This is a genomic window from Piscirickettsia litoralis (assembly GCF_001720395.1).
GTDB classification, from domain to species: Bacteria; Pseudomonadota; Gammaproteobacteria; order Piscirickettsiales; family Piscirickettsiaceae; genus Piscirickettsia; species Piscirickettsia litoralis.
In genome coordinates, this window is record NZ_MDTU01000001.1 from 1,105,546 (window position 1) to 1,126,300 (window position 20,755).

The window sequence follows — 20,755 nt, forward strand, 5'->3', positions numbered from 1 at the left end:
CTCTTCCAATAAAGAAGGTTCTGCATTATCTACCTTTTAGGTAAGGTTAATAACCCTTTTGCCATCTTATAAACAAAAGCTATACTTTCTTTTATAAAAGCGAGTGAAATTGCAGATACTATAAAATGCTTAGTTCTTTTAAACATAACTAACTCACACAGTGATTAAGGTTAACAACCTCATCTTCGCTATGGGCAACAGCCTCTTCAATTAAGTCCATAACAATCAACAGCAACATAAATATATCATTTACTTTAGCTGAAACTGACAATTTTTCAGTATTATTTTCTTTATCTCTTTTTTTAGAGATAGTAATCGGTCTACTAAATAAAAATTTAAATGTTATCGCTGATTTTCTAAAAAGTTTTTCCATAATAAAGCTATCTAGAGAGAATAAATCTTCATGGGCGATCTCGGCCTCATTAAAAAAGAATTCTTTATCCTCATATAATTCAGAAAACCTACCAACAACCGCCTCATAATTCATCGCATTTAACCAGTTATATTCTTATTTGTTTGAATAATTTGAGATATTCCAAATAGATTATCAGCAAACTCATTACTACGCTGTATGACGACTGTCCAGTAAACAGACTGGGTAGAACGTCTATCGCCTTTTTGAAAAGTAAGTAATACAGGCACTTGCAACTTCCAACTATAAGCTCCATTAATCTGTCCTTTTTGAACAACAACAGGCACATCAGAAATAGTTGCTCTTAAAATATATTTTTTATCAGTCACTTTCTGAACAGTATCTTTAAAGGCGTCTAAATATTGATTCCAACCGTATTGAGTAAAGTATCTGCGCTTTCCCTTTATTTCAGAGCGATAATTCAAAAAAATCAAGCTCGTTAATGGAAGGAACCGCATTTGCTAACCAACTAATTACCGCAGAATCAGTCTCAATAGGGTCACTCAGTGCTTTTAACCTTAGAATCTGCCCATTGTTTGATGTCGCAAAATACTTTGGCTCTGGCCTAAAATAAAGTGACAAACCCAGGCCAACTAATAAAAATAAATTTAGCATCACAGAAATCATCAAAATTGCTGAGACACGCCTAAAATTATCACGATAAAAGTCATTTCTCAATTTGACTTTTTCTAGTGCCAAATTCACTATGATTTTCCTCTAGTAGAATTAATAACCAACATTACTCTTTAACAAAAAAAAGTAAAACATAAAAAAATTTATTTTATTTATGGGGATTTATTTTTCAAAAAGTTCAGACCATAACGTCGCTACCATAACAATGGTGCCAATAACTACAAATATCCCGACAAAAACAATAGCGATCGCTAAACCACCCCATTTAACCCATTGAATAATATTGTAAAATAAATGACTGAGCACGAGAGGAGTGTTTTTACTGCATATCATATATAATATAGATATTAACAAAAAAAGTATGGACATTATTAAAAGATTTTTCTTCAAAATCATACCTTAACATTCTCAATCAGTAATATATTAAATACCATAATCATCCGTTATACTGAATAGTTATATCCATGTTAGAGCCGCCAGAAGTTTTAAGATATAAATTACCACTCTCATCTGTGCTTCCTTTGCCGTTCGTTTTCCAATCTTTGGTTGTCCCAACAGTTTGTTTCTTATAGTCGACATGGGCATTAATATAGGGCGCAACACTCACAGAAACAGTCACTTTAAATTTGTAGTTTGTTGACCCTTTCATGCAAGAGCCATTATTTTTTTATCAGCACTAAACTTATAAGTATCGCCTGGAGCAACGATATAATTTGTTCCATCACCGTTGTCATGAATATTCATACAATTTTGATTGCTTACATACACCTGAAATGGTAAGTCAGTATTGTTTTTGATCGTTGGATTAACATCGGCTGCATAGCAACACTGACTGATACTCAAAGCTATCAATGAAAGAAATAATTGCTTTAATTTATAAAAATTATATCGCATATCACATTTACTAAATATCAAAGTGATGACTAATATTATTATTGTTTTGGTTGTTATTTTGATTCAAATTATTTTGAAAAACATTATTTGGGCTATTGAAGTTTTCAATCTTATCAATTAACCCTGATGCTTTCCCATTAGTGCTATTTGCAGATAAAATTTTATAAATCTGGATAAGAGACCCTATACCACCATTTAAATGCAGTTGCGGATCATTGCTCTTAATTAAACTTTTTAAATCAGATTTATATTTTTCAAGCTCCATCGCCGGTATATTGTTACCATATTGAGTATGAAGTTTATTGAGTTTTTCACTAATCTCTTTTAATTCTTTTTTTCTTTTGTGACCTGTACGCATTATCTTATACCTCTCTTTTTACATTGCCGCAGCTTCTGCTGCAGTTTTAACTTCACTACCAGCAGCTTGACCGCTTTGTTGAGCAACTTGAATATCTTGTGATTTAGCGCTCACTTGAGATTGTGTTTCATTCTGTTGCGCACTAATGCCCTGCTGAACTCCTTGCCCTGCCGCTTGCCCTGCTTGAGCCGAAGCTTGCTCAGTCTTACCTTGTAGTTGTTGAACATCATCTGCACCTGCACGCTGAGCACTGGCTTGCGCGCCAATCCACTCAAGCACCTTATCAGGAATCAAATAAATGACAGAAAAACACTTACTAAAAGCCATCATCATAAATGAAGAATAAATAAAAATTAAAAAACAACTCACTATTCCATTTACCATCGAGCTACTACTAAAATTACTCAATATCAATGGAGCGACTAAATGAAACCCTTGCGCCGAATAAGTAATTAACACATAAGTTAAAGCGATTGCACAAGTTATACCAATCACCATTAAAACAGGTCTAAATATCACATTAAGTGCAATTTTTATTGCAGGTAATCCATGTCCCATTATATCATGCCCTCCTGGGAATAGAACGGCTAAACATACTGCAGGAGCCGCGACCAAACCTTCTAATATGCTCAGAACCCAAACAATCGTTCCTGCCCAAAATAAAAAATACGGAATCAATGGCATCATCACTGAAAAAGCAATTGCAGTAGTAAATAAGGAACTTAATATCATAATCGCAACCGGCATCCAAGCGAGTGACATCGCCAAATTACCAATTTGTGCCGCCATCCAAAGTTGTACCGCCGTCTGCCCCATAATTGCAACAGCTGAACCCACACCACTGGCGCCGACAATAGAGCTTGCCCCCGCAGCAATTCCTGCTTTTTTAGCCCATTTATGAATCATAGAGTAAGCTGTTTTCTTAAGGCTACTAAACTGATCTTGGTAATTAACGAATATATCATTTAAAGTATCTATAACTGTCTGAAGAATATCAGCACCGACCTGCTGAGCTTGCATAATTGTGCTGTAAATAGCCGTTGATGTATTTGATGTGGCATTATTTGATGGTAATCCTAATGAGTAAAGTTCATTCATGATACTCGTAATATCGGTTGAAGCGTCATTTCCTCCTAACGTTCCAAATATTTTATCTATAACCGCATATACAGGAACAGCTGTTGTCTCTGTTGGCTGATAAACGCCATTTTTTTCGTAAAAACAATAATGTATTGTTTAATAAATTAACATCAGACATATTGTCAGTCGTCAATGAATACGTTTTATTTAAATTATTATTACCAAATAAACTAAATAAATATGTAAAAGACTGTTGTAATTCAGAAGGCAAAGACATTAAATTAGTTTGTAGCTGAATCACTAAATAATCATTCTTACACGTCGTTTCATCATTAGAATTACTCCCACTATAAGTTCCATAGTACATATCGCAGCCTTGCGGAACATCTGTCGGGGTAGGCACATAGCTATATACATCTGTTGCCCAATCACTTGCCCCCATTTTTAAGCTACTAGGCACATAATCACTCACCAATGTCGTCCCTGAATTCGGATTAGATATTTTCATATTTGTTAGATAATCCGCAGTACTTGGGTCTGGAGTCTGACCATTATTATTATTAGTTTCATACGAGTTACCATGGTGCGGATGAAAATTTGGCACAACACTGCTATTAACATTAGGGTAAACAGTCACAGCCATAGGCACACCATAATGTAATTGGCTATTAAGGATTAATCCAGGGTAAGCTAGGTTTTCTGCCAAAATATTTGCAGCATCACTTAAGTTCATATTTAATATTTTATCAACTGTTAAATAGCTTTCGCCGCCAATCCACCAGCTATTAATATAGTTTGAATAATCCTGAGCCTGATACGGTTGCTTTGGCGAACCATTATATTGAACCATGCTATAGGTTTGGCCTGACTCATTAAGATTAATACAATTTAGATAATCAACTGTCATTTGGCCATTATTTAAATAAGTAGCGCATTTTGCATAAAAATTACTACTAGTAATATTCTGTGCTGACTCTGAATCTGTACTTTGTACAATTAAGGTGCTATTAAGTTCAGCGATATAAGCATTCAAAATAACATTTGCCTGTTTATTCTCGTTGTTATAAAGCGCATTAACAATTTGCTGAGTCGCCAATTGGGCTTGTTGAGAATAAGTCAGATCTTTTGCATCTTTTGGTTGATAGTTCATATTATCAAATAAATAAGTAATAGAACCATTTGTTTTCACATTATTAATCGACGAACTATCATCGCCGTTACCAAGCTGAACCTTATAATTAATTTCTTGAGGTTCTGATGAGCCAGATACATCAAAACCATAACTATAAGTATGAGTCCCTAAGCTTCCTGATGTCGTTAATGCTGTTTGAACTGCATTATTACACTGAGAAACAAGCAACCCCGTGTTCACGGTAAATGCACTAGCATTAGCGACATAACTATTTCCATTTAGATCTTCGATAGGCCCACCATAAAACCATGTCATCGCTTTCTGAAAATTATCTAAAGTTTCTGAATCACATATAGAGCTTGCTGAGCTTGATAAATTAGGCAATAAACTCATAGGTAAAGCTGATGATGTATTGACACACAAAATAGGTGTACTGCTACCACTCATTTTGTAAAACTGGTTTGCTGTAGGGTTGTCATTGACATCAGTCGAACTACATTGGCGATAACCATCATCAACAGTAGTGTTCATTGACACTAAATCACTAGAATCTAAGCCATAGTCTTGTTGAACCTTATTAATTGCTTGGTATAAAACGCCTTGGGCCACATTTGTTTTTACATTATTAAGTAAACTAACCGGTACAGAAGGCAAGCTACCACCATCAATGTCCTGGGTTATATTTGTCCAAACGTAATTTGCCAAATAAACACCGACTAAAACACAATATAATAGTATTATCTGAGCTAGACAAAATCCAAATTTTACAGGGATCATAGCAATAGGAGCAAATGTTGCTCTTAAAACCATCCATAACGAGTGCCACTTTCTCCCTAAAAACTCACCATCATGTGCAGTATAAATAACCCCTAAGACAACAACTAACGCATAAATTAACAATAAGCAAGAGAGTAAACCTGCATTAAAATAGTTAATAACTTCGGAAACAAGCGTTGGTCCATTTGATATATTTGTATCTCCAGAAATAAAGTAAATAATATTTCCAAATATTTGCCACAATATATAAACTGATTGATCGCTTGCTGGGGTTGGTAGACTAATAGCAGACAACAAAACTAATTACCTTTTCCCATCACTTTGATTTTCTGCATGCCGACGAGCTTACTTATGCCTTGGTCTATATCATTTAACATTTTTTCAGAATTTTCTATACTCTCATTATTTTTCTCAGAAATTTGATAAAAGCTACTATTATCAATTAACTTAGCCGTACTCAACATTGCATTTAAGTATTGAGCCTGTAATTTTTGGTAATTAATATAATTACTAACAGAAAGTTGAACTGAAAGATCTCTAAGCAATTGATCACGGGATGAGTATTTTAAGTTATTCATCCAGCCATTATTCATTTGTGCTTTAATAACTAATAGCAGCTCATTATTAATTTTATTATTCGCATTTATTTTAGATAGAACTGCATTAACAAGTAAGTTTGACTTTCCAACAGCCCCTGCATCAATAAAATCACTGGACTTCTTATCCGCATCATACTTCCCTTCAACGAGATTCAACAAAAATCGTATATTTTCATTAATACTACCATTTTGATTATTCTCATTACTTATAATTGACTGATAAACTGCAGATTGATTTGGAATCATATTCACCAGATTTTGTGCAGAACTTGACAAAACTCCAAAACCGATTGAGTTATTATAAGGGTTATTAAAATAGACTTGAGATGCTACACCATTCGTTGGCCCATGCAAATCACTCTGATTTTGGTTGTTAATCATAACTAATTGCTGGGAAATAATTTCATTGAGCTTTTGTTGTATTGTTGGCCCATTCGAAACTACTTTGTTCGAGCTATTTGCGCTTTCTGTCGATATCTGTATTGTTTGCGCATTGGCAACAGTCACCGTAAAAAATGCAGCTACACGCAACATATTTACAACAGACACTTTAACTATACTACGCATACTACAATCTCATATTACTACTAGATTTAACACCAAACAAACTATTCACCAATAAAAAAGTGCAAATTAATCAATAAGATATTAAGCTTTAACTATTTGAGCAAACCTTATATTGACAATAGTAAATCAATTAAAAATCCGATCCATATAAAAATAGCTGATTTTTTTTATGCTAACCAGGACACCTTTAACTTCAGCATAAAATGATACCGTTGCACTAATAGCTCACTAATGCACTATTTGAATCATCAGCACGATATGCACGACAAGAACTAGACTTGCTACTCTATCTTTTTCTCAAGTTAAATTTCTATAAATTTGGTGCTAAGCACGAGATAGTTTATAGCTTCTACGTTTTATCAGGCAGTTACATCATTGGTTGTTCACAATATCTAGTAGAGATCGCGACACTTACGAAAACCTCCTAGAACTTATTGACAATTAAAGTCTTTCTTGTTTTTAGTTAGAATAATCTCCCTTCCAGGTCTTTTCATGGAAAATATCATAATAAGTTACTTTATAAATTTATTAGTTAAAATACAAACTAAAACATATTTAACCATAAAACTCAAACCAGTTATAAAACTAAAGTTACATTCTAATAATGTTTTTATTTTCTATTTTTTATAAAATCAAATAAATAGATAGGTATCTACAAAATTTAAGTTTAATCAATAAAGTCTACACTTTTTGATCGATGATGCTTAACCTCTATTTCTTTTTTTTCTCTGAAAATAGTAGGATTAGTTTCAGGGATACGCTTTAGGCGTTTCATAGAAAAAATATCTCTGCTCGGCCCCTCCATATCTGATAATTCACTTTCTCTACCTGTCAACTTAGAAGCCTGCTTTAGCATCAGGGAAGCTTTTTTAAGCTGACCTTTTTTTATACTAGGCTGTGTCAGCCCTCTTTTAAAATAAAAGACGCTTCCACACGCTGAGTTAAAATCAACAATCTCTTTTAAAAGTTTAACCTTAATTTCGTTATTCTCCATTATTTTTATAAATAACAAAATATCCTCCTTGTACTTTGATAGCTCAAGTATTAATTTTTATCTACACCTATAGCCTCCTTACCATAAAGTGATAAAAATTTTAAAAAAGCAATTTCTTTTTTCCTCCAAATTTTTCAAAAAGAGCACTAAGAAGATTGCTTCCATTTACAATACTGCTACTTATACTTACAGATTGACTCAAATCTTTACTTTTAATGAAAAACTCTATAATATCACGCCTTATACTTTCAAACATCACCTTATCAAAATCGGTTAATTCCAGTTTTTCTTTATGAAGAAAATAATTTATTAAAGCATCTATTTTTTTTCGTTTGCATTAAGTTTCGAAGAGGATTCCATAACTGAATCCTTTGGTTATGGCCATAGCCGAAGATTGACCCATTTTTAACAGACTGGCCTTTTACCGTTCCGAAAAATGCACCATAACTTGCTGACTCTGCAAGAGAAGAAGAGGACACATTGCAGTTTCCTTCTTGTTTCTTAGAGTTAGGAGTAAACTCATGCTTAGACCAAAGCTTTGTAAGCCTTTTAGTCACTTTGCCTCTTACATGCTTTTTATCTTCAAAATCTACCGATTTTCCTATTCCTGTTTTCTCATCTAAATACCTAAGCCTTAATCCTTGCTGATTAAAGCTATCTCTTAATCTGTTTTGAGTTACACCTGGCAGTTTTTCATATGCAATTGACATGCTATTCAACTTAAAAGCCAAATGATCTTCTTTAGCTCTTTTGCTGTTAGATAACCTATAAAAGATGGCTCCTCTTTCTTTATTTACATCTTTATTTAACCTAACAACCTCTTTAAGCTCATCATTAGGGAAAGCAGCTAGAGTGTAATTATACTCTTTTATTCCTATATTTTCCTCAAAACATAGTTCCACACCCTCACTTGATTGTTTTTTATCAATAAGCTTTCTGAGCATAATCTCAACTGTGGGATACTCATTACCCTCCATCTCTTCTAAGGCTCTAACAGTGTCATAAGTCATTCTACTCCCTGACAATTTAGACCCAAGAACAAGCATATCCTTGGTAACTCTCACATCTTTAATATTATCTAGAAATTTTTCCACTTCTTTAGGCAAATCAACACCACTTTCTCTTAACTCTTTTTTGAATTGTGAAACCTCTTTTGCTGAAATTATCAACCCTTCATATTTTCCAATTTAGCAACAACCTGTTGGTTTAACTTACAATCCTCAAATGGTAGTAAGTCAGCTAATATGCTTTTACTAAAATTAATTCCTTGTAATTTTTTTGATAAAACCTACATCATCAGATTTTATATTATAGTTTTGCAACTTAACTAATAAATTGATAAAATCATCTGAGACTGTTACCCCGATCAGCTTATCCAAAGCAAATAATGTGCTAGAATCTGGAAAATCACTTTTATCCAAACCAGAGAATAAATTATGAATTAATTTATTCGTTATTCTTTTTCCTTTAAATCTTTTTATATTTTCGATCAAGTTTTTATTAATTTTCTCGCCCTGTAGCTTTGACAAGACACTTACCATTGAGGCACTCATAGTAATACCTATTAGCTTTTCACATAATCTAATATTATCTCCTGTTATCTTATCACCACATGCATTTAATTTATCCTTTGCTTTTTTAACAACCTTATCAGTCACTTTATAAGGAGCATGCATAATTGAAGAGCCTAAATGATAGACTCTTCCCACATCCCTTGGCTTATTTGAACCGGGCACTCCTGATACTAAAAAGCCATGGGTTCTAATAAATGTACCGGTATGCCTATCCAAACTTGCAGTATATACAGGAAGGGATCGAAGAGTTTTATGGTCAAACCCTTCGAGTTGTTTCTTAAGAGTCTCTGAAATAGGCATTATTAAACCTGCTCAACCTCAATCAATGGAACTTCATTCGTAAGCTTAGACCGATTATGGCTACTCTCAAGCATAAGCGTTCCAGTTGTATTGTGGCTACTATAGGTCAAGCTTCGCTGTGATGATTTCGGATTAACCTTCAACTCAATTTCCTTTCTAAGCTCTTGTGAAATGTCCTGGATTCCACTCATTTTTTCAGAAAGATTTGAAGCTATTTTGTCTGTTTTTTTAAGCTTTCTCTGTTGCAACCTTCAATTTACTCGATATTTCTTCCGAACTTTTAACAACTGACTCTGTCATACTTTTTACGTGTTTTTCATTCTCTTCAACTAATGATTCCACCTCACGCTGAATGCTTTCCATCTTATTACTGATCGTACTAACCAATTGATCATTCTCTGGGGAAAGATTCTCTTTGGCCGCTTGCAAAGTAACCCTAACTTCATCAAAATGCTCTTTAAATTTAACCCCATCGTTATATGCTCTCATAAAACCGTCTGATGAATCGTTTAGCAATTTTGAAATTTCCTCTAAAGCTACAGCTCCTGTAATATTTCCTTTTGAAAGCTTTGATTTAATTTCATTAATACCTAAAATCTTAGCTTTAACAATTGGCAATTTTACCCTCCTTCCCATACCAAGTTTACGTTGGTTATTATACTTTCCCTCCAAAGACGTTAGTTTGTTTTCAATAGTACTAATAGCGAAACTAGCTAAACTTTTATTATTATCTTTTAACTCTCTTGTTATATCTTTTGTTGCAAGATCAATCTGCTCATTAACCTCTTTTATTTTCTGCTTGTTAGTCTCTTCAATAGTTAATTTAGACTGCTGAACACTACTCTTTAAATCACTCAGCCCAACATTTGCTGCCTGCATTGCTACACTTACAGGCTGTGCAAGATTTTGTAAATTAATCATAACCTCACCGACTTGTGTTAAACCGTTGCTAATATGAGCTGTCCTCTCTAAAGCTGTTTTGAAAGTTACCGTGTTAGTAATCGTGTGTGTAGTATTAACGCTTTGCTTTGTAATCTCTAGTAAGTGTTGATTTCTTAATTTCAGCTTTTCAAACTCAGAATTTAATTTACTAAATTTTTCTTCTAATTGACTGTAGTTGAATTCTCCACTTTTCACTGTCTCCTGCAATTTAAGCACTTGCTGAGATAGCTTCTGTTTAGCTATCTCCTGCTCTTCAGCGATTTTATTCAACCCATCATAAACTAGAGATAGAACTTCTTTTTCAATTCTTTCCGCTAAGCTACTCTTCATTCTCCCAGCTTTATTTAGATCTTTTATCACATCTTGCAAAAGTCGTATAAAATCAACAATACCTTTCTCAGGGTCAAATTGAAGTTCAGTATTAGAACCTATTTTACAAAAAGTAGAACTCATTAAACCGTTTGACTTAGTAATTTCAATTTTACTAAAGTATTTTCTCAGTGCCTCTGCTTTAGACTCTGAAGGATCTTTCTTAGAATAATGATAGCGAACCATTGAATTTATCTGAGTTATAGAGTTTTTAATCAATTGTGTTTCAAATGTGCCCGGCATATTAATCTCCAAATATTGTTTAGACTGAGGACTCTCTTACACTTCGTACATCTAAATCTAAACCGATTGAAGAGCTAAGAACACTGAAAGAGTAATATTTTTTTTTATACTTTTCTTTGCCTTTTATCTAATCAAAGGTATAATCAGAAATTTTTTATCTCTAACCTCATTGATTCTGAACAGTTTTTTTCGTAAACTTTGCTACATCAGTAAATATTTTGTACACCCAATGGTGCAAAACCACCTCACTCACACGACAGCCACAAACCTTTGACTGCCAACGTCATACAACATTCCACATCATCCTTACTTTAAACACTTCACAGCTACGCTCTTGCATGGCATTACGACTCGTACCATACACTCACAACCTTCCTTATAACAGTTACTGATGATTTTTTCTAAGCATACAAGCATCGATTTTCTCTTTATATTATGTTCTGAGTTAAGCTATCAGTTAATTTTATCTTTGAAATTTAATTTGCTAGCTAACAGATAATGTCAATACATAAATATGAGTTAATTTTTTAAATTAACAAATTAGCCATTCTGCCATAATGTTATCATATGAATTACTTATCAGTTTTAAGGTTGTCGTAAAGTTATGCCATACAAATACATCGCTTTTATGGGGGGGGGAGCTCGTGGTGTAGTATACCCAGGAGGCTATAAAGCTCTAGTTGACTCGGGACTATATAAAGGTATAGAGGGTATATCCGGTTGCTCTATAGGGGCGATTTCATCAGCTATTATCGCATCAGGCTCAACCCCAGAACAATTCAGAGAAATTTCAAGTAAAACAAATTTTAGCCTTCTACTTGGAAGTAGGTCACGGAAAACACTACTCAGTGGAGCAGATGGCAAGCCATTACTTAATTTTTTGCGTGAAGTAATAAAAAACAACATCTTATCTTTTTTCGAAGGTAAAAATATTTTTGACATAAAAGATATTGGTAAAAGTTTCACACAAAACAAAAAAGAACTAGAAACTATTTTCTATAAATGCAAACAAAATAAGTCAATTACTTTTAAAGACCTTTACATACTTCACAAAGTTGCCCCTTATCGATTTAAAAATCTTTCTGTGAATGCTGTGAGAAAAGATACTGGTGAAAGCAAAATATTTAACTATAAAAACACACCAGATGTTGAAGTTTCTATCGCCTGTCTTGCTTCAGGAGCACTACCAGGAGTTATCCGCCCTGTAAAAATTAATGGCTATGAATATGTTGATGGCGGCCTTCATGACAATCTACCTTCTGCACCTAAATACTTTAAAACACACAAAAAAGATCAAGTGAAGAAAAGTGAAATATTGCTAATGACCCTCTCTCGTAAAGAGGGCCCTATGTATAAAGCACTACATAGCACTCCAACTAGTGGCGATTCTTTATACTCCCCCAGCAGAAAAGATGAACTCAAACAATACGGTATTGAGCATTTGGGGATAAATCTAGATTATAAAGTTACAGATAGAAAAAAATCTATGTATAACAAAGTTAGGCTGAATAATAGCAACGCTATTGAGTTAGACATTACAGGAATAAGCACTACTGATTTCAAGAGCACTAACAAAAGAAAAGATGAATATTTTTATCGTGGTTATTTTAATACTTATGACTCTTTAATTAAGAAAAGAATATGTAAAAAACCTGATAATAATTATGATCTAAGAAAATTTTTTTGATGATGTCTATGCTGAATACAAAAAAAAATTCAAACTGGAACCCTATATATAGGAAAAACTCAAGCAGTAGAAAAACTCAAGCATTATTAAAATTTTGCTCACCTAACAAAGGAAAACAAAAAGAAGATAGCCTAATAAAAAATTACATTTTACTAACGTGCTTTGATCGAAGCAGCAAAGAATACAAATCTGACACTAGCGCAGCCGAAGCACTAATTAAAAAAATAAATAGCTCAGAACTAGAAATTAAAACAAGCTTTTATAAAGCTCTTAATGTCTCTAGTGAAAGTGAAGTCACAGCAAAACACTTGGATCAATTTATCTCTAAACATTCTGGAAAAACTTTCAATTATAAAAGTAAAGCTATATTTTATAAAGAAATTACAAATCCAAAAATAGAACGCTCTGACTATCAAGTACTTATATGACTTTCAACAGATGTTTATCTTTAACGAGAAATTTCATTTTAATAACCTTGCTAAAATTTGGTCACATGCAGCAGTAACAGTTAACTCACTATTCTCGCTCACTAAAGCCTCTACTTCTTTGACTGCACTGCCTCGTGGGTAAGCTGCAGCGAGACGTTTACGTGCTTCCTCTGGCCCTAATACCTTATAAAGCGATTCGCGCAAATAAACATCCTCTGTCGTTGTGTTAAAGGCCCATAGCTCTACAGGGCTGACTGTGCTCGTTAATAACTGTGTATTTAAACCTTGTTTTGTGACAAATTGCGCAATGAACGTCGCACCTGAACTTTTAGGACCATGCACCCGAGTTGCCAGCGCATAGCGTTCTGTTTCATTTAAACCAAAAGTTTTACAGGTTTCATCAATGCTTTGACTAGAGCCTGAATCTAAAATAAAAATACCCGTGGCAAAATCAACCATAATCTTATCAAAATCGCTTAAGGCTTGTGAGGCGAGGGAAATCTGAATTTTCCATTTGCGCCCCTCACGCATATCCTGAATCACTTGCTGGCGTACAGAAAGGCTATTTGCCGTTCGATGAAACTCATCGTAAACAATCCGTTTTGGCTCCTCTAAAATCTCGCGAATACGCCGTTCATGGTGAGGTTGATAATTTTTAGGAAAAATGACTAAGTCATCCTGACGCAAAAAGAAGTTCTGAGCAATCGCATGGCGAGAAAGCATATACATCATTGCTGTTTGTTTATCTGCTGCCGGACTTCCTGTTCGCGCGACATCTTCCAAATCTAAAGCAATCACTCGAGCACCTTCCAAAGAAAGCTGAGTTGGTGTGGATAACGTTGGATAGTTTCGAATAATCACTGAAATATTACGACAGTAAGCAGCAACATAGTCTTCCTGACTGCCAGGCAAGCAAACTTTTGCATAAATATCTTTAATTCCATGACTGTGGGCAATAGAAACGGTATCCGCCAAAGTTGGCATAGCATAGCGCTGAGCGCGCAAAGCCAACTCGCTTTGCCCACAGTCATAAAATTGATCGGCAATATTCCACCAGCTTGTCGATACATCAAAGTTAATCTGATATTTTTTAATATTTTTTTCAATAATCGAATCAAAGCCTGGAATATAAAGCTTAGGTTGAACTTGATCACTAAACTGATGGTAGAGCGCATCAACCAACAAGCTGAGCATCCCAGACATGCCTTCTGGAAGCGGATCATCAGCACGTTCTACATAGAGCAAACTTAAAAAGTTGATTAAAAATGAACGGTGTAATTTTGTAGGCTGTCGCGCACCTAATTGAGTATCAAAAGGGTTAATTGCATGATCTTTTTCAAGTTTCAAACGATGATAAATTACTTTATTTTTTTGTTCTGCCGGCAAACTTTCTTTTAATAAGGAAATAAATCCACGACTGGAGGGACCAATATCGATAATCGAAATACGGGGCAACTGCGCCAAACCTGGAGACAAACATAAACCTAAATTAATACAATTTAATAAAACTGATTTTCCAGAACCTGATCGAGCATAGATGATATCAATCCAGCTAATTTGATGATTTGATCCTGGCTGATAAGGCCATAATTTGCCATCAGGCGTTCGAAATAATAGCGCTCCTTTCTTCCAGGGAGATGCTGGGCGTGTAATGGGTAACATCTTTACCACATCAGAAAGCGGCGCTGCTGAGGTTGTCGCATTACTGGTACTGCGCATTGCCAAGCCAGATGATATCACCTCACTATAAGGGTCACCATAAAACTCCTTTACCTCACAACCACCCCAGGCTTGCACTAACTGCATTAACTTTGCAGCACGCCTTTTTAATAGAGGCTCCTCACCAACGGGCGCCCAAGTTAACAGCACCACTTTAAGCTTAACAATCGGATCATCACCCCGTTCATGCAAGTGCTTTAAATAGCGATGAGTTTCAACAATAAGTTTATTATGAAAAGAGCTAAAAGTTAAATATTGTGCAAGCCAGTTTTTAGTCTGTGTAATTTTTTAAGCCATTATCTGAGATATAAAACGATAAACGCCACGGCAAATCAGCAAACACCGCCCGGCGAAATAAATCATAAAAAGGACGAATATCTTTTGGAAATAAATCAATATAAAGAGGTGCATAAATCATATCTCCAACTCGTGCAACTTTAATATCGATATTTTCCCCCTCTCTGGGATTGACTTGAGCGGACAGTGGCGGCCACATTAACTCAGAAAGATCATAGTTTCTTATATTTTTTTTGCTGAGTATCTGCTTTTATTTGACCTTCCAGCTGATCAAGGCGTAATGGCAGAGGGTCTCCAGGTAAAGAAGGCTTCCAACCATATGAAGTAATTTTAGGGTCAACTGAACGACGCACCTCTTGTACAGCAGAATGTACATCTAATAAGTGCACATACATTCCTATTTGCTGTAAATCTTCTACTAAATTACCGATAAGAGAGTCATGCAAATTACGTAACTCATCCAAGCCAAGAAATAAATTAGCTGACTTCTTAGAGATTGGCAATGGGCTATTTTTAACTTTTTTGCGCTTTCTTTCAAAAGCTTTTTAACATATTTATCTGAAAGTGCAGACGGCTCAGTCCATAACACAAGGTAGCAAGACTCTTCGGCACATACATCACTCAGCACTTTCTTTTTTAGATGTAAATAGGTCCTCTATATCTAGACACAAACGCTTGGCAGATTCTTCTGCATTTCTTAGTGATCGACTAATATTCTCATAAGCTTCTTCTGGGTTAAAATCATAATAAAACTGGATAAAATGCCCAGGTGAAGAAAAAACTGATTGTAATGAAGCTGAAAAGCGCTTGCAGACTTCATCAAATTCAGCATTACCAACAAATCTCTGCAACCCATCAATTTTAATCACAGAAATCAATGATGAATTTTTAGTGACTAGCGTATAACGGCTATCCGCAGTTTCCAACTCACAGTAAGAATCCTGAGATTGCTTTAAAAGAATTCCTAGCCATGCAAAAAACTTTCAACATTATCAAATAATCGATCTACTAAAGCCATTGATAATACTACCTATACTCAATCTAACTTACACATGATATTATTTTATTTAAACGTTCAGATGAAAAAATACGAGATAAAATTTGAAAGCGCTCAAAAACCATATTGCGTTGATAAAATTTGGCACATTCATCATCAGAGCTATTTTTCTGATTCACCATTGAAATGAGCTCTGACATATATTTTGCATCAATTCTATTAATTTGATGGATACTGTAAAACATATAGGCAGCAGGTAGTCTATTCAAAAATACAATAAGTTTCATCTTATCCATTTTTTCAACGCCATCATTATTTATTTTTTCAATAAATTCAGCCACCTGCTCCAGATCATCCGCAGATAAATCAAAGCTCATTTTTTCAATAAATTCAAAATTAACAAGTGCATTATTTATATTTGAATTACCATAAGACTTCCAATAGTCTGCAATCGTTTCATGTAAGCTCATTATCAGCGGCCATCCACATTATCCGTGCTACGAGTAAGCATATTTTTTATAAAATCATAAGAGAATAAAACCCTTATACCTGAAGCAATTTGATGGTTAGAGAAACTAGGTGATGAAATTAATCGATAAAAACCAGGGTTGATTACTTCTTCACTGCAAAGATGCGCTAATACATCTGCTTTTTCGTTAAAATAAGAGTATAGTGTCTTTACTGCAAACATTTTCTCTTCATCTGCCAGACTTTTTCTTACAAGCTCCGCCAGCAGTCGATTGATCTGAGCTTGATTAACCTCAGGCCAAAAAAGTTAATTTATCAGTTCCCTGGTAATTCAGGGGATAAAAATCAAGTAATTGTACGCGCGAACATAGCACACAAGACAAAGCCAGGTTACCTTTTTTTATTATTAGTATAGTCTTGATCAATATTAACAATACTATAATTAGCCTCGATCTCTATTCCACAAAACTGGCACTTTTTATTATTTTTTATATAAAAATCATTTAACACTTTTTTAAAGTTAATATTAGATTTTCTATAATCAAACAAATAATAATTACCAGGGTTTGCAGATAATCTCAACTTAAACATTCTAAATTTTAACCGTGTCGAAGATTCTATCTAAATTTAGCACCGCACTTTCCACCATGGGTATTGAAATAGGCTGTCCTATTTTCAACTCTGCTTGCCAGTGTGCTCTCACTGCAGCAGCTTCAATAAAAACAGCTCGTCGGCCTACATTATTTAAACAATACCACAATGATCGATCTACCTTTTTCAACCATAGAAAACTTGCAGGAGCAACAATACCACTTTCCCTCGCTGCAAGTAATAAAGATGAAAATATCGTATAAGTATAATAGTGTTTTTGAATGACCTGCTGTACTGAAACTTTTTCGCCATATTTATGTAATAATGGTTCTGCCACTGAGTAATTCATGCTTTCAACATTACTGCTTGCTTGTTTAGACAAATTATCTAGAATCTGCTCTGCCTCATCCCTTTTATAACAACTAAAGGCTGAAAAAATGGCAAAAATGAGCCTTTTCATGAGGCTTAAGTGCTTCAATTCCTTGCCAAAATCGGCCTAATTGATCAACAAACACCTGATAAGCCTTACCACGGTTTAAAGCTGGCCGTCCATCGTCATTAACTTTATTAACATCTAGTATGTTATTGATTTTCATAAACTCAACTGGGGTTAATGCCATACGCCAGTCTCCTCGGTTAATATCTGTTTTATCTAAACTTTCACCCATAACAGGGCCGGTTGCAGGGAAGCTATTGTTTAGTGCACTGAGTAAGGATTTCATATTATATCGCGTTGATAAGTTCTTCTGTGGATGAAAGTAATAAATAATAGCAATAAAAATAACGGCTAAAACAACACCAACCCACTTGATAATATCTCCAGAGATTATTGATATTTGGAGCAGGTTGTCACCTGCCATTGCATTAACAGGAGTATTATACATCCACTCAATAATATCATTGTATTTAGCAGTAAAGATAGAAATCAGCTTCATTTCAAAAATTTTAACACTAAGAACAATACTATATAGTGCTTCATGAAAATAAAATGCGAGAGCACAGACTGCAACAATAAAAAAAATTGTATAGTAAAAAATATTTTGAGACGGAGGACTAGCATTTTGAGACATAACTATATTTCCAGTGTACTTTCACTACTTATATTAACATCATTATCAGAAATCAATTTCAGTATTTCTTTATTTATCAAAGATCTCTTATAACTATTAACAAATGGAAATTTCTTCATATAGCGAACATGAAAATAATCAGATTTACAATCCGATATAAAGTAATCATGCAACATTGATAATGCATTACGAGGGTTAAGAAGGTAAAAAAGCACTAATATAGGGAAGTCTTCACCTCCAGTAATGGAGCCACTTCCCCCGCCCTCCTTCAGTCTCATCATCTTGATCATTAAAATAATCAAACTCTGTAATGATATGATGATAAATTGTATATAATGTTTTAACTCTATACAATTTATTTCTATATAGCCTATCAATCTTTTTATTCAAGCTATGCCCATCTGGTAATAACACAGGATTATCAATCAATCTAGATATTTCTATTGTTTTATTATAAAAGTCATAAAAATCAATTTCTTTTTTATCAAGCATAATATTAACCTACCAACTCGGCTAAAAGCTTCTCAATATTACTATCACCACTATAGCCTTCATAAGTTGTTACAACAGAAAGATCATTAATAATATCGCCAACGATTGCTTTCGCTTCCTTCAAGCCAATATCACTCAAGATTAATATTTTTTCAACCGCAATTTTAATTTGTTGTTTATCAACTAAAGTAGACTCTAAACTAGAAACTTCAAAATCAAAATAGTCGCTATCTAGCCTATCTTCCAAAGGAATATTCATAAAAATATTATATTGATTATCAGAATCATCATCCTCTAAATTATCCATGTATTCGGTATTATAACCTTCTTTGTCACCTTCATCTTGTTGGTTATTAACAGTACAAATTTCAATAAGATCATCCACAATGGACTCTGCTTGATTAGAGTCTAGCAACTCTTGGCCATTCGAATTATTTTTGAATTTCAATTAACTTCTTATTTAATTCACTAAAAATAACATTACTTTCCTCACTATGAGTATAGCCATTTTGTTTTTCATTAATATGATCAATAGATTTAAACGAGTCTGCTTCTTTTATTAACTTTAACTCATTTTGAGAAGGTGGCTCAATTTTTACAAATTGATTAATTTTAATATATTTAACTTTGGGGGGGTTTTGCATAAAATGATTTCATTCTTACAATATTTGACTTGAAAAACGACATGCCCTTCACCTTCACGCTGATCTTTTAAGTCTAATAAATCTACACGGGCACGCTTATCAAAGGTTGCTTCAGACGAGTCTTTATAAGTCATCGATGATGAACTTTTATCCATATTAAAACTTTTTGCTGTTGAAACATATGCCTCTCCTGCTGTCTTTTGGAAAAACTCCCAAGTTTCCTGAGGGTCTTCTAATTTCATACATATTTTAATATTTGTATTTGCACAAATTGATGCTGCTTCTTCCTTTGATGCTTTTTGAAAAGCCGGCAAATCCTGCCCAGCAAAGACCACGGAAAACCCTAGAGATCGAGCTTGAGCAGGCACAACGGCAAACCCCTTTACCGCATAATAGCCATACTCATCAAGCACACACAAATAAGGGGTATTAGAATTTGTCGGCTTCGTTTCAATCACATCTTTATAATCACCTTCAACCTTATCACCTAAACCAGCTGCGAGCATTGCCTTTAATGAAGCAATAATTAATTTCCCCAAATTCGATAGCTCATCAGGTGATTTTTCTAATGCAGGCAACAAAACAACTAAGATTCGTCGATTTAGAATAACATCTCTAAAATCAACTTCAGCAAGGTTCGTTTTAATAATATGACCATAAACATCAGCTAAAGAACTAAATATCCGTGTAAGCTGCATGATAATATAGCCGTGCTGCTCATAGACTTTATCTGACTGCTCACCTTTTTTATCCTTGCGATAGCCTGGCAAACTTGCCAAATAATTATCTAAAGGATCTTTAACATCAAAAGGAACAACGCCCTCAAAAACGGTTTCATTTCCCATTTCATCTAGAACTTTATTATCATAATAAAGACCTTCTAGCGCCTCCAAAGTAAAATAACGACGAATTGTTCCAGCATCAAGCAATAATTTTTCTTGATCACGCAAATAAACTAAAAAACGCATCAATGACTCAATAAAGGATATTGCCCGCCCCTTCCACATATCACCATCACTACCGCCACCCTGGCCACCGGATTCCATCATACTTGTCACCAGCTGTGAAAGCATGCTCGATGAGCCATCTGCAAATGGGTTCATAGTATTTGAAAGTATATCTGTTTGTGGGCCAATAATATCACGCGCCCCTGTCATAAAATTAATAACTAGTAAGTCATCTTCACGTCCGAGGCTTCTTACCATGGAGAACACTTTAGCAAATAACGAATTATCCCCTTTGCCATCAACATAGATAAAGCCACTGCCTTGCACTAACGCATTATATGAAATAGAAAGTAATGTCTCTGTCTTACCACTTCCTGTAGAGCCAAAAATCAAACAGTGGGTACGCATATCTGAGTTATTAAACCACAGTTCATGGTTAGAATTTATCTCGTTACCAAAGTGATAAATTCCTTCTGAATCTCCTGGCTCATTGCCACCAGGTTTCGGATTATTTTCATCAGGCTTATTATAGAAAATGGGT

The 20,755-nt window shown here is 34.4% G+C and carries 28 protein-coding genes; 2 read left to right on the plus strand and 26 right to left on the minus strand.

All coding sequences use genetic code 11. The annotated features are described in order from the left end of the window. Positions 1-148: 148 nt before the first annotated feature. The 14 genes from BGC07_RS05235 to BGC07_RS05295 all read right to left on the minus strand — a co-directional run bounded on the left by BGC07_RS05235 (position 149) and on the right by BGC07_RS05295 (position 10,874). Positions 149-487: a hypothetical protein gene (locus BGC07_RS05235; RefSeq protein ID WP_069312243.1), complete on the minus strand. Its 339-nt coding sequence runs from the start codon at positions 485-487 to the stop codon at positions 149-151. A 5-nt stretch (positions 488-492) separates the two neighbouring features. Beyond that, entirely contained in the window at positions 493-870 is a 378-nt protein-coding gene (locus BGC07_RS21795; RefSeq protein WP_235602944.1) for a DotI/IcmL/TraM family protein, read from the minus strand. Beyond that, a complete protein-coding gene (locus BGC07_RS21800; RefSeq protein ID WP_317135149.1) occupies positions 821-1,039 on the minus strand; it encodes a DotI/IcmL/TraM family protein in 219 nt (72 codons plus the stop codon). Before BGC07_RS21800 ends, BGC07_RS21795 begins: the two co-directional genes overlap by 50 nt. A 442-nt stretch (positions 1,040-1,481) precedes the next feature. Beyond that, positions 1,482-1,694, minus strand: coding sequence for a hypothetical protein (locus BGC07_RS05250; protein ID WP_069312245.1), 213 nt, complete (start codon positions 1,692-1,694; stop codon positions 1,482-1,484). After that, positions 1,691-1,939: a hypothetical protein gene (locus BGC07_RS05255; RefSeq protein ID WP_069312246.1), complete on the minus strand. Its 249-nt coding sequence runs from the start codon at positions 1,937-1,939 to the stop codon at positions 1,691-1,693. The genes BGC07_RS05250 and BGC07_RS05255 overlap by 4 nt, the downstream gene beginning before the upstream one ends. 10 nt (positions 1,940-1,949) lie before the next feature. Beyond that, on the minus strand, positions 1,950-2,297 hold the full coding sequence (locus BGC07_RS05260; RefSeq protein ID WP_069312247.1) for a hypothetical protein: 348 nt from the start codon (positions 2,295-2,297) through the stop codon (positions 1,950-1,952). Positions 2,298-2,315: 18 nt separating this feature from the next. Next, entirely contained in the window at positions 2,316-3,395 is a 1,080-nt protein-coding gene (locus tag BGC07_RS21805) for a hypothetical protein (protein ID WP_235602945.1), read from the minus strand. A gap of 52 nt (positions 3,396-3,447) precedes the next feature. After that, positions 3,448-5,583, minus strand: coding sequence for a DotA/TraY family protein (locus BGC07_RS05265; RefSeq protein ID WP_235602946.1), 2,136 nt, complete (start codon positions 5,581-5,583; stop codon positions 3,448-3,450). A gap of 2 nt (positions 5,584-5,585) precedes the next feature. Continuing rightward, on the minus strand, positions 5,586-6,452 hold the full coding sequence (locus BGC07_RS05270) for a hypothetical protein (RefSeq protein ID WP_139121628.1): 867 nt from the start codon (positions 6,450-6,452) through the stop codon (positions 5,586-5,588). Between the two features lie 667 nt (positions 6,453-7,119). Continuing rightward, positions 7,120-7,464 (minus strand): hypothetical protein, encoded by a 345-nt coding sequence (locus tag BGC07_RS05275; RefSeq protein ID WP_139121629.1) that lies wholly within the window; start codon positions 7,462-7,464, stop codon positions 7,120-7,122. Between the two features lie 272 nt (positions 7,465-7,736). After that, positions 7,737-8,615, minus strand: a complete 879-nt coding sequence (locus tag BGC07_RS05280) for a hypothetical protein (protein ID WP_069312250.1) — start codon at positions 8,613-8,615, stop codon at positions 7,737-7,739. 90 nt (positions 8,616-8,705) lie between these two features. Beyond that, a complete protein-coding gene (locus BGC07_RS05285; protein ID WP_069312251.1) occupies positions 8,706-9,320 on the minus strand; it encodes a hypothetical protein in 615 nt (204 codons plus the stop codon). A gap of 2 nt (positions 9,321-9,322) precedes the next feature. Then, complete coding sequence (locus BGC07_RS20560) at positions 9,323-9,463, minus strand: hypothetical protein (RefSeq protein WP_158006873.1); 141 nt, start codon at positions 9,461-9,463, stop codon at positions 9,323-9,325. Positions 9,464-9,548: 85 nt separating this feature from the next. Further along, a complete protein-coding gene (locus BGC07_RS05295) occupies positions 9,549-10,874 on the minus strand; it encodes a hypothetical protein (protein WP_069312253.1) in 1,326 nt (441 codons plus the stop codon). 604 nt (positions 10,875-11,478) lie between these two features. Here BGC07_RS05295 and BGC07_RS05300 point away from each other — a divergent pair. Both BGC07_RS05300 and BGC07_RS05305 read left to right on the plus strand, forming a co-directional pair. After that, positions 11,479-12,561, plus strand: a complete 1,083-nt coding sequence (locus BGC07_RS05300; RefSeq protein ID WP_069312254.1) for a patatin-like phospholipase family protein — start codon at positions 11,479-11,481, stop codon at positions 12,559-12,561. Continuing rightward, a complete protein-coding gene (locus tag BGC07_RS05305; RefSeq protein ID WP_069312255.1) occupies positions 12,561-12,989 on the plus strand; it encodes a hypothetical protein in 429 nt (142 codons plus the stop codon). Before BGC07_RS05300 ends, BGC07_RS05305 begins: the two co-directional genes overlap by 1 nt. Positions 12,990-13,022: 33 nt before the next feature. On the opposite strand, the gene BGC07_RS21810 is transcribed toward BGC07_RS05305, so the two are convergent. The 12 genes from BGC07_RS21810 to BGC07_RS05340 all read right to left on the minus strand — a co-directional run. Beyond that, a complete protein-coding gene (locus tag BGC07_RS21810; RefSeq protein ID WP_235602947.1) occupies positions 13,023-14,900 on the minus strand; it encodes a hypothetical protein in 1,878 nt (625 codons plus the stop codon). Positions 14,901-14,979: 79 nt separating this feature from the next. After that, positions 14,980-15,204: a hypothetical protein gene (locus BGC07_RS21815; protein ID WP_235602948.1), complete on the minus strand. Its 225-nt coding sequence runs from the start codon at positions 15,202-15,204 to the stop codon at positions 14,980-14,982. Between the two features lie 13 nt (positions 15,205-15,217). Continuing rightward, entirely contained in the window at positions 15,218-15,508 is a 291-nt protein-coding gene (locus BGC07_RS21820; RefSeq protein WP_235602949.1) for a hypothetical protein, read from the minus strand. A 114-nt stretch (positions 15,509-15,622) separates the two neighbouring features. After that, the gene (locus tag BGC07_RS21825) at positions 15,623-15,931 is read right to left on the minus strand and encodes a hypothetical protein (RefSeq protein WP_235602950.1); all 309 of its coding nucleotides are present in this window, start codon (positions 15,929-15,931) and stop codon (positions 15,623-15,625) included. A 115-nt stretch (positions 15,932-16,046) separates the two neighbouring features. Next, a complete protein-coding gene (gene icmW, locus BGC07_RS05315) occupies positions 16,047-16,472 on the minus strand; it encodes a type IVB secretion system protein IcmW (protein ID WP_077216772.1) in 426 nt (141 codons plus the stop codon). 2 nt (positions 16,473-16,474) lie between these two features. Beyond that, complete coding sequence (locus BGC07_RS19300) at positions 16,475-16,693, minus strand: hypothetical protein (RefSeq protein WP_077216773.1); 219 nt, start codon at positions 16,691-16,693, stop codon at positions 16,475-16,477. Between the two features lie 369 nt (positions 16,694-17,062). Next, positions 17,063-17,521, minus strand: a complete 459-nt coding sequence (locus BGC07_RS19310; RefSeq protein WP_077216775.1) for a secretion/conjugation apparatus DotM-related subunit — start codon at positions 17,519-17,521, stop codon at positions 17,063-17,065. Beyond that, positions 17,484-18,131, minus strand: a complete 648-nt coding sequence (locus tag BGC07_RS19315; protein WP_077216776.1) for a hypothetical protein — start codon at positions 18,129-18,131, stop codon at positions 17,484-17,486. Before BGC07_RS19315 ends, BGC07_RS19310 begins: the two co-directional genes overlap by 38 nt. Before the next feature lie 231 nt (positions 18,132-18,362). Next, positions 18,363-18,623, minus strand: coding sequence for a hypothetical protein (locus BGC07_RS05330; RefSeq protein ID WP_069312257.1), 261 nt, complete (start codon positions 18,621-18,623; stop codon positions 18,363-18,365). A gap of 4 nt (positions 18,624-18,627) precedes the next feature. Further along, positions 18,628-19,008: a hypothetical protein gene (locus tag BGC07_RS05335; protein WP_139121630.1), complete on the minus strand. Its 381-nt coding sequence runs from the start codon at positions 19,006-19,008 to the stop codon at positions 18,628-18,630. A 46-nt stretch (positions 19,009-19,054) separates the two neighbouring features. Next, the gene (locus BGC07_RS23615; protein WP_317135157.1) at positions 19,055-19,267 is read right to left on the minus strand and encodes a hypothetical protein; all 213 of its coding nucleotides are present in this window, start codon (positions 19,265-19,267) and stop codon (positions 19,055-19,057) included. Beyond that, on the minus strand, positions 19,219-20,755 hold a 1,537-nt coding region (locus tag BGC07_RS05340), incomplete at its 5' end, for a TraM recognition domain-containing protein (RefSeq protein ID WP_317135117.1). The genes BGC07_RS05340 and BGC07_RS23615, both read right to left, overlap by 49 nt.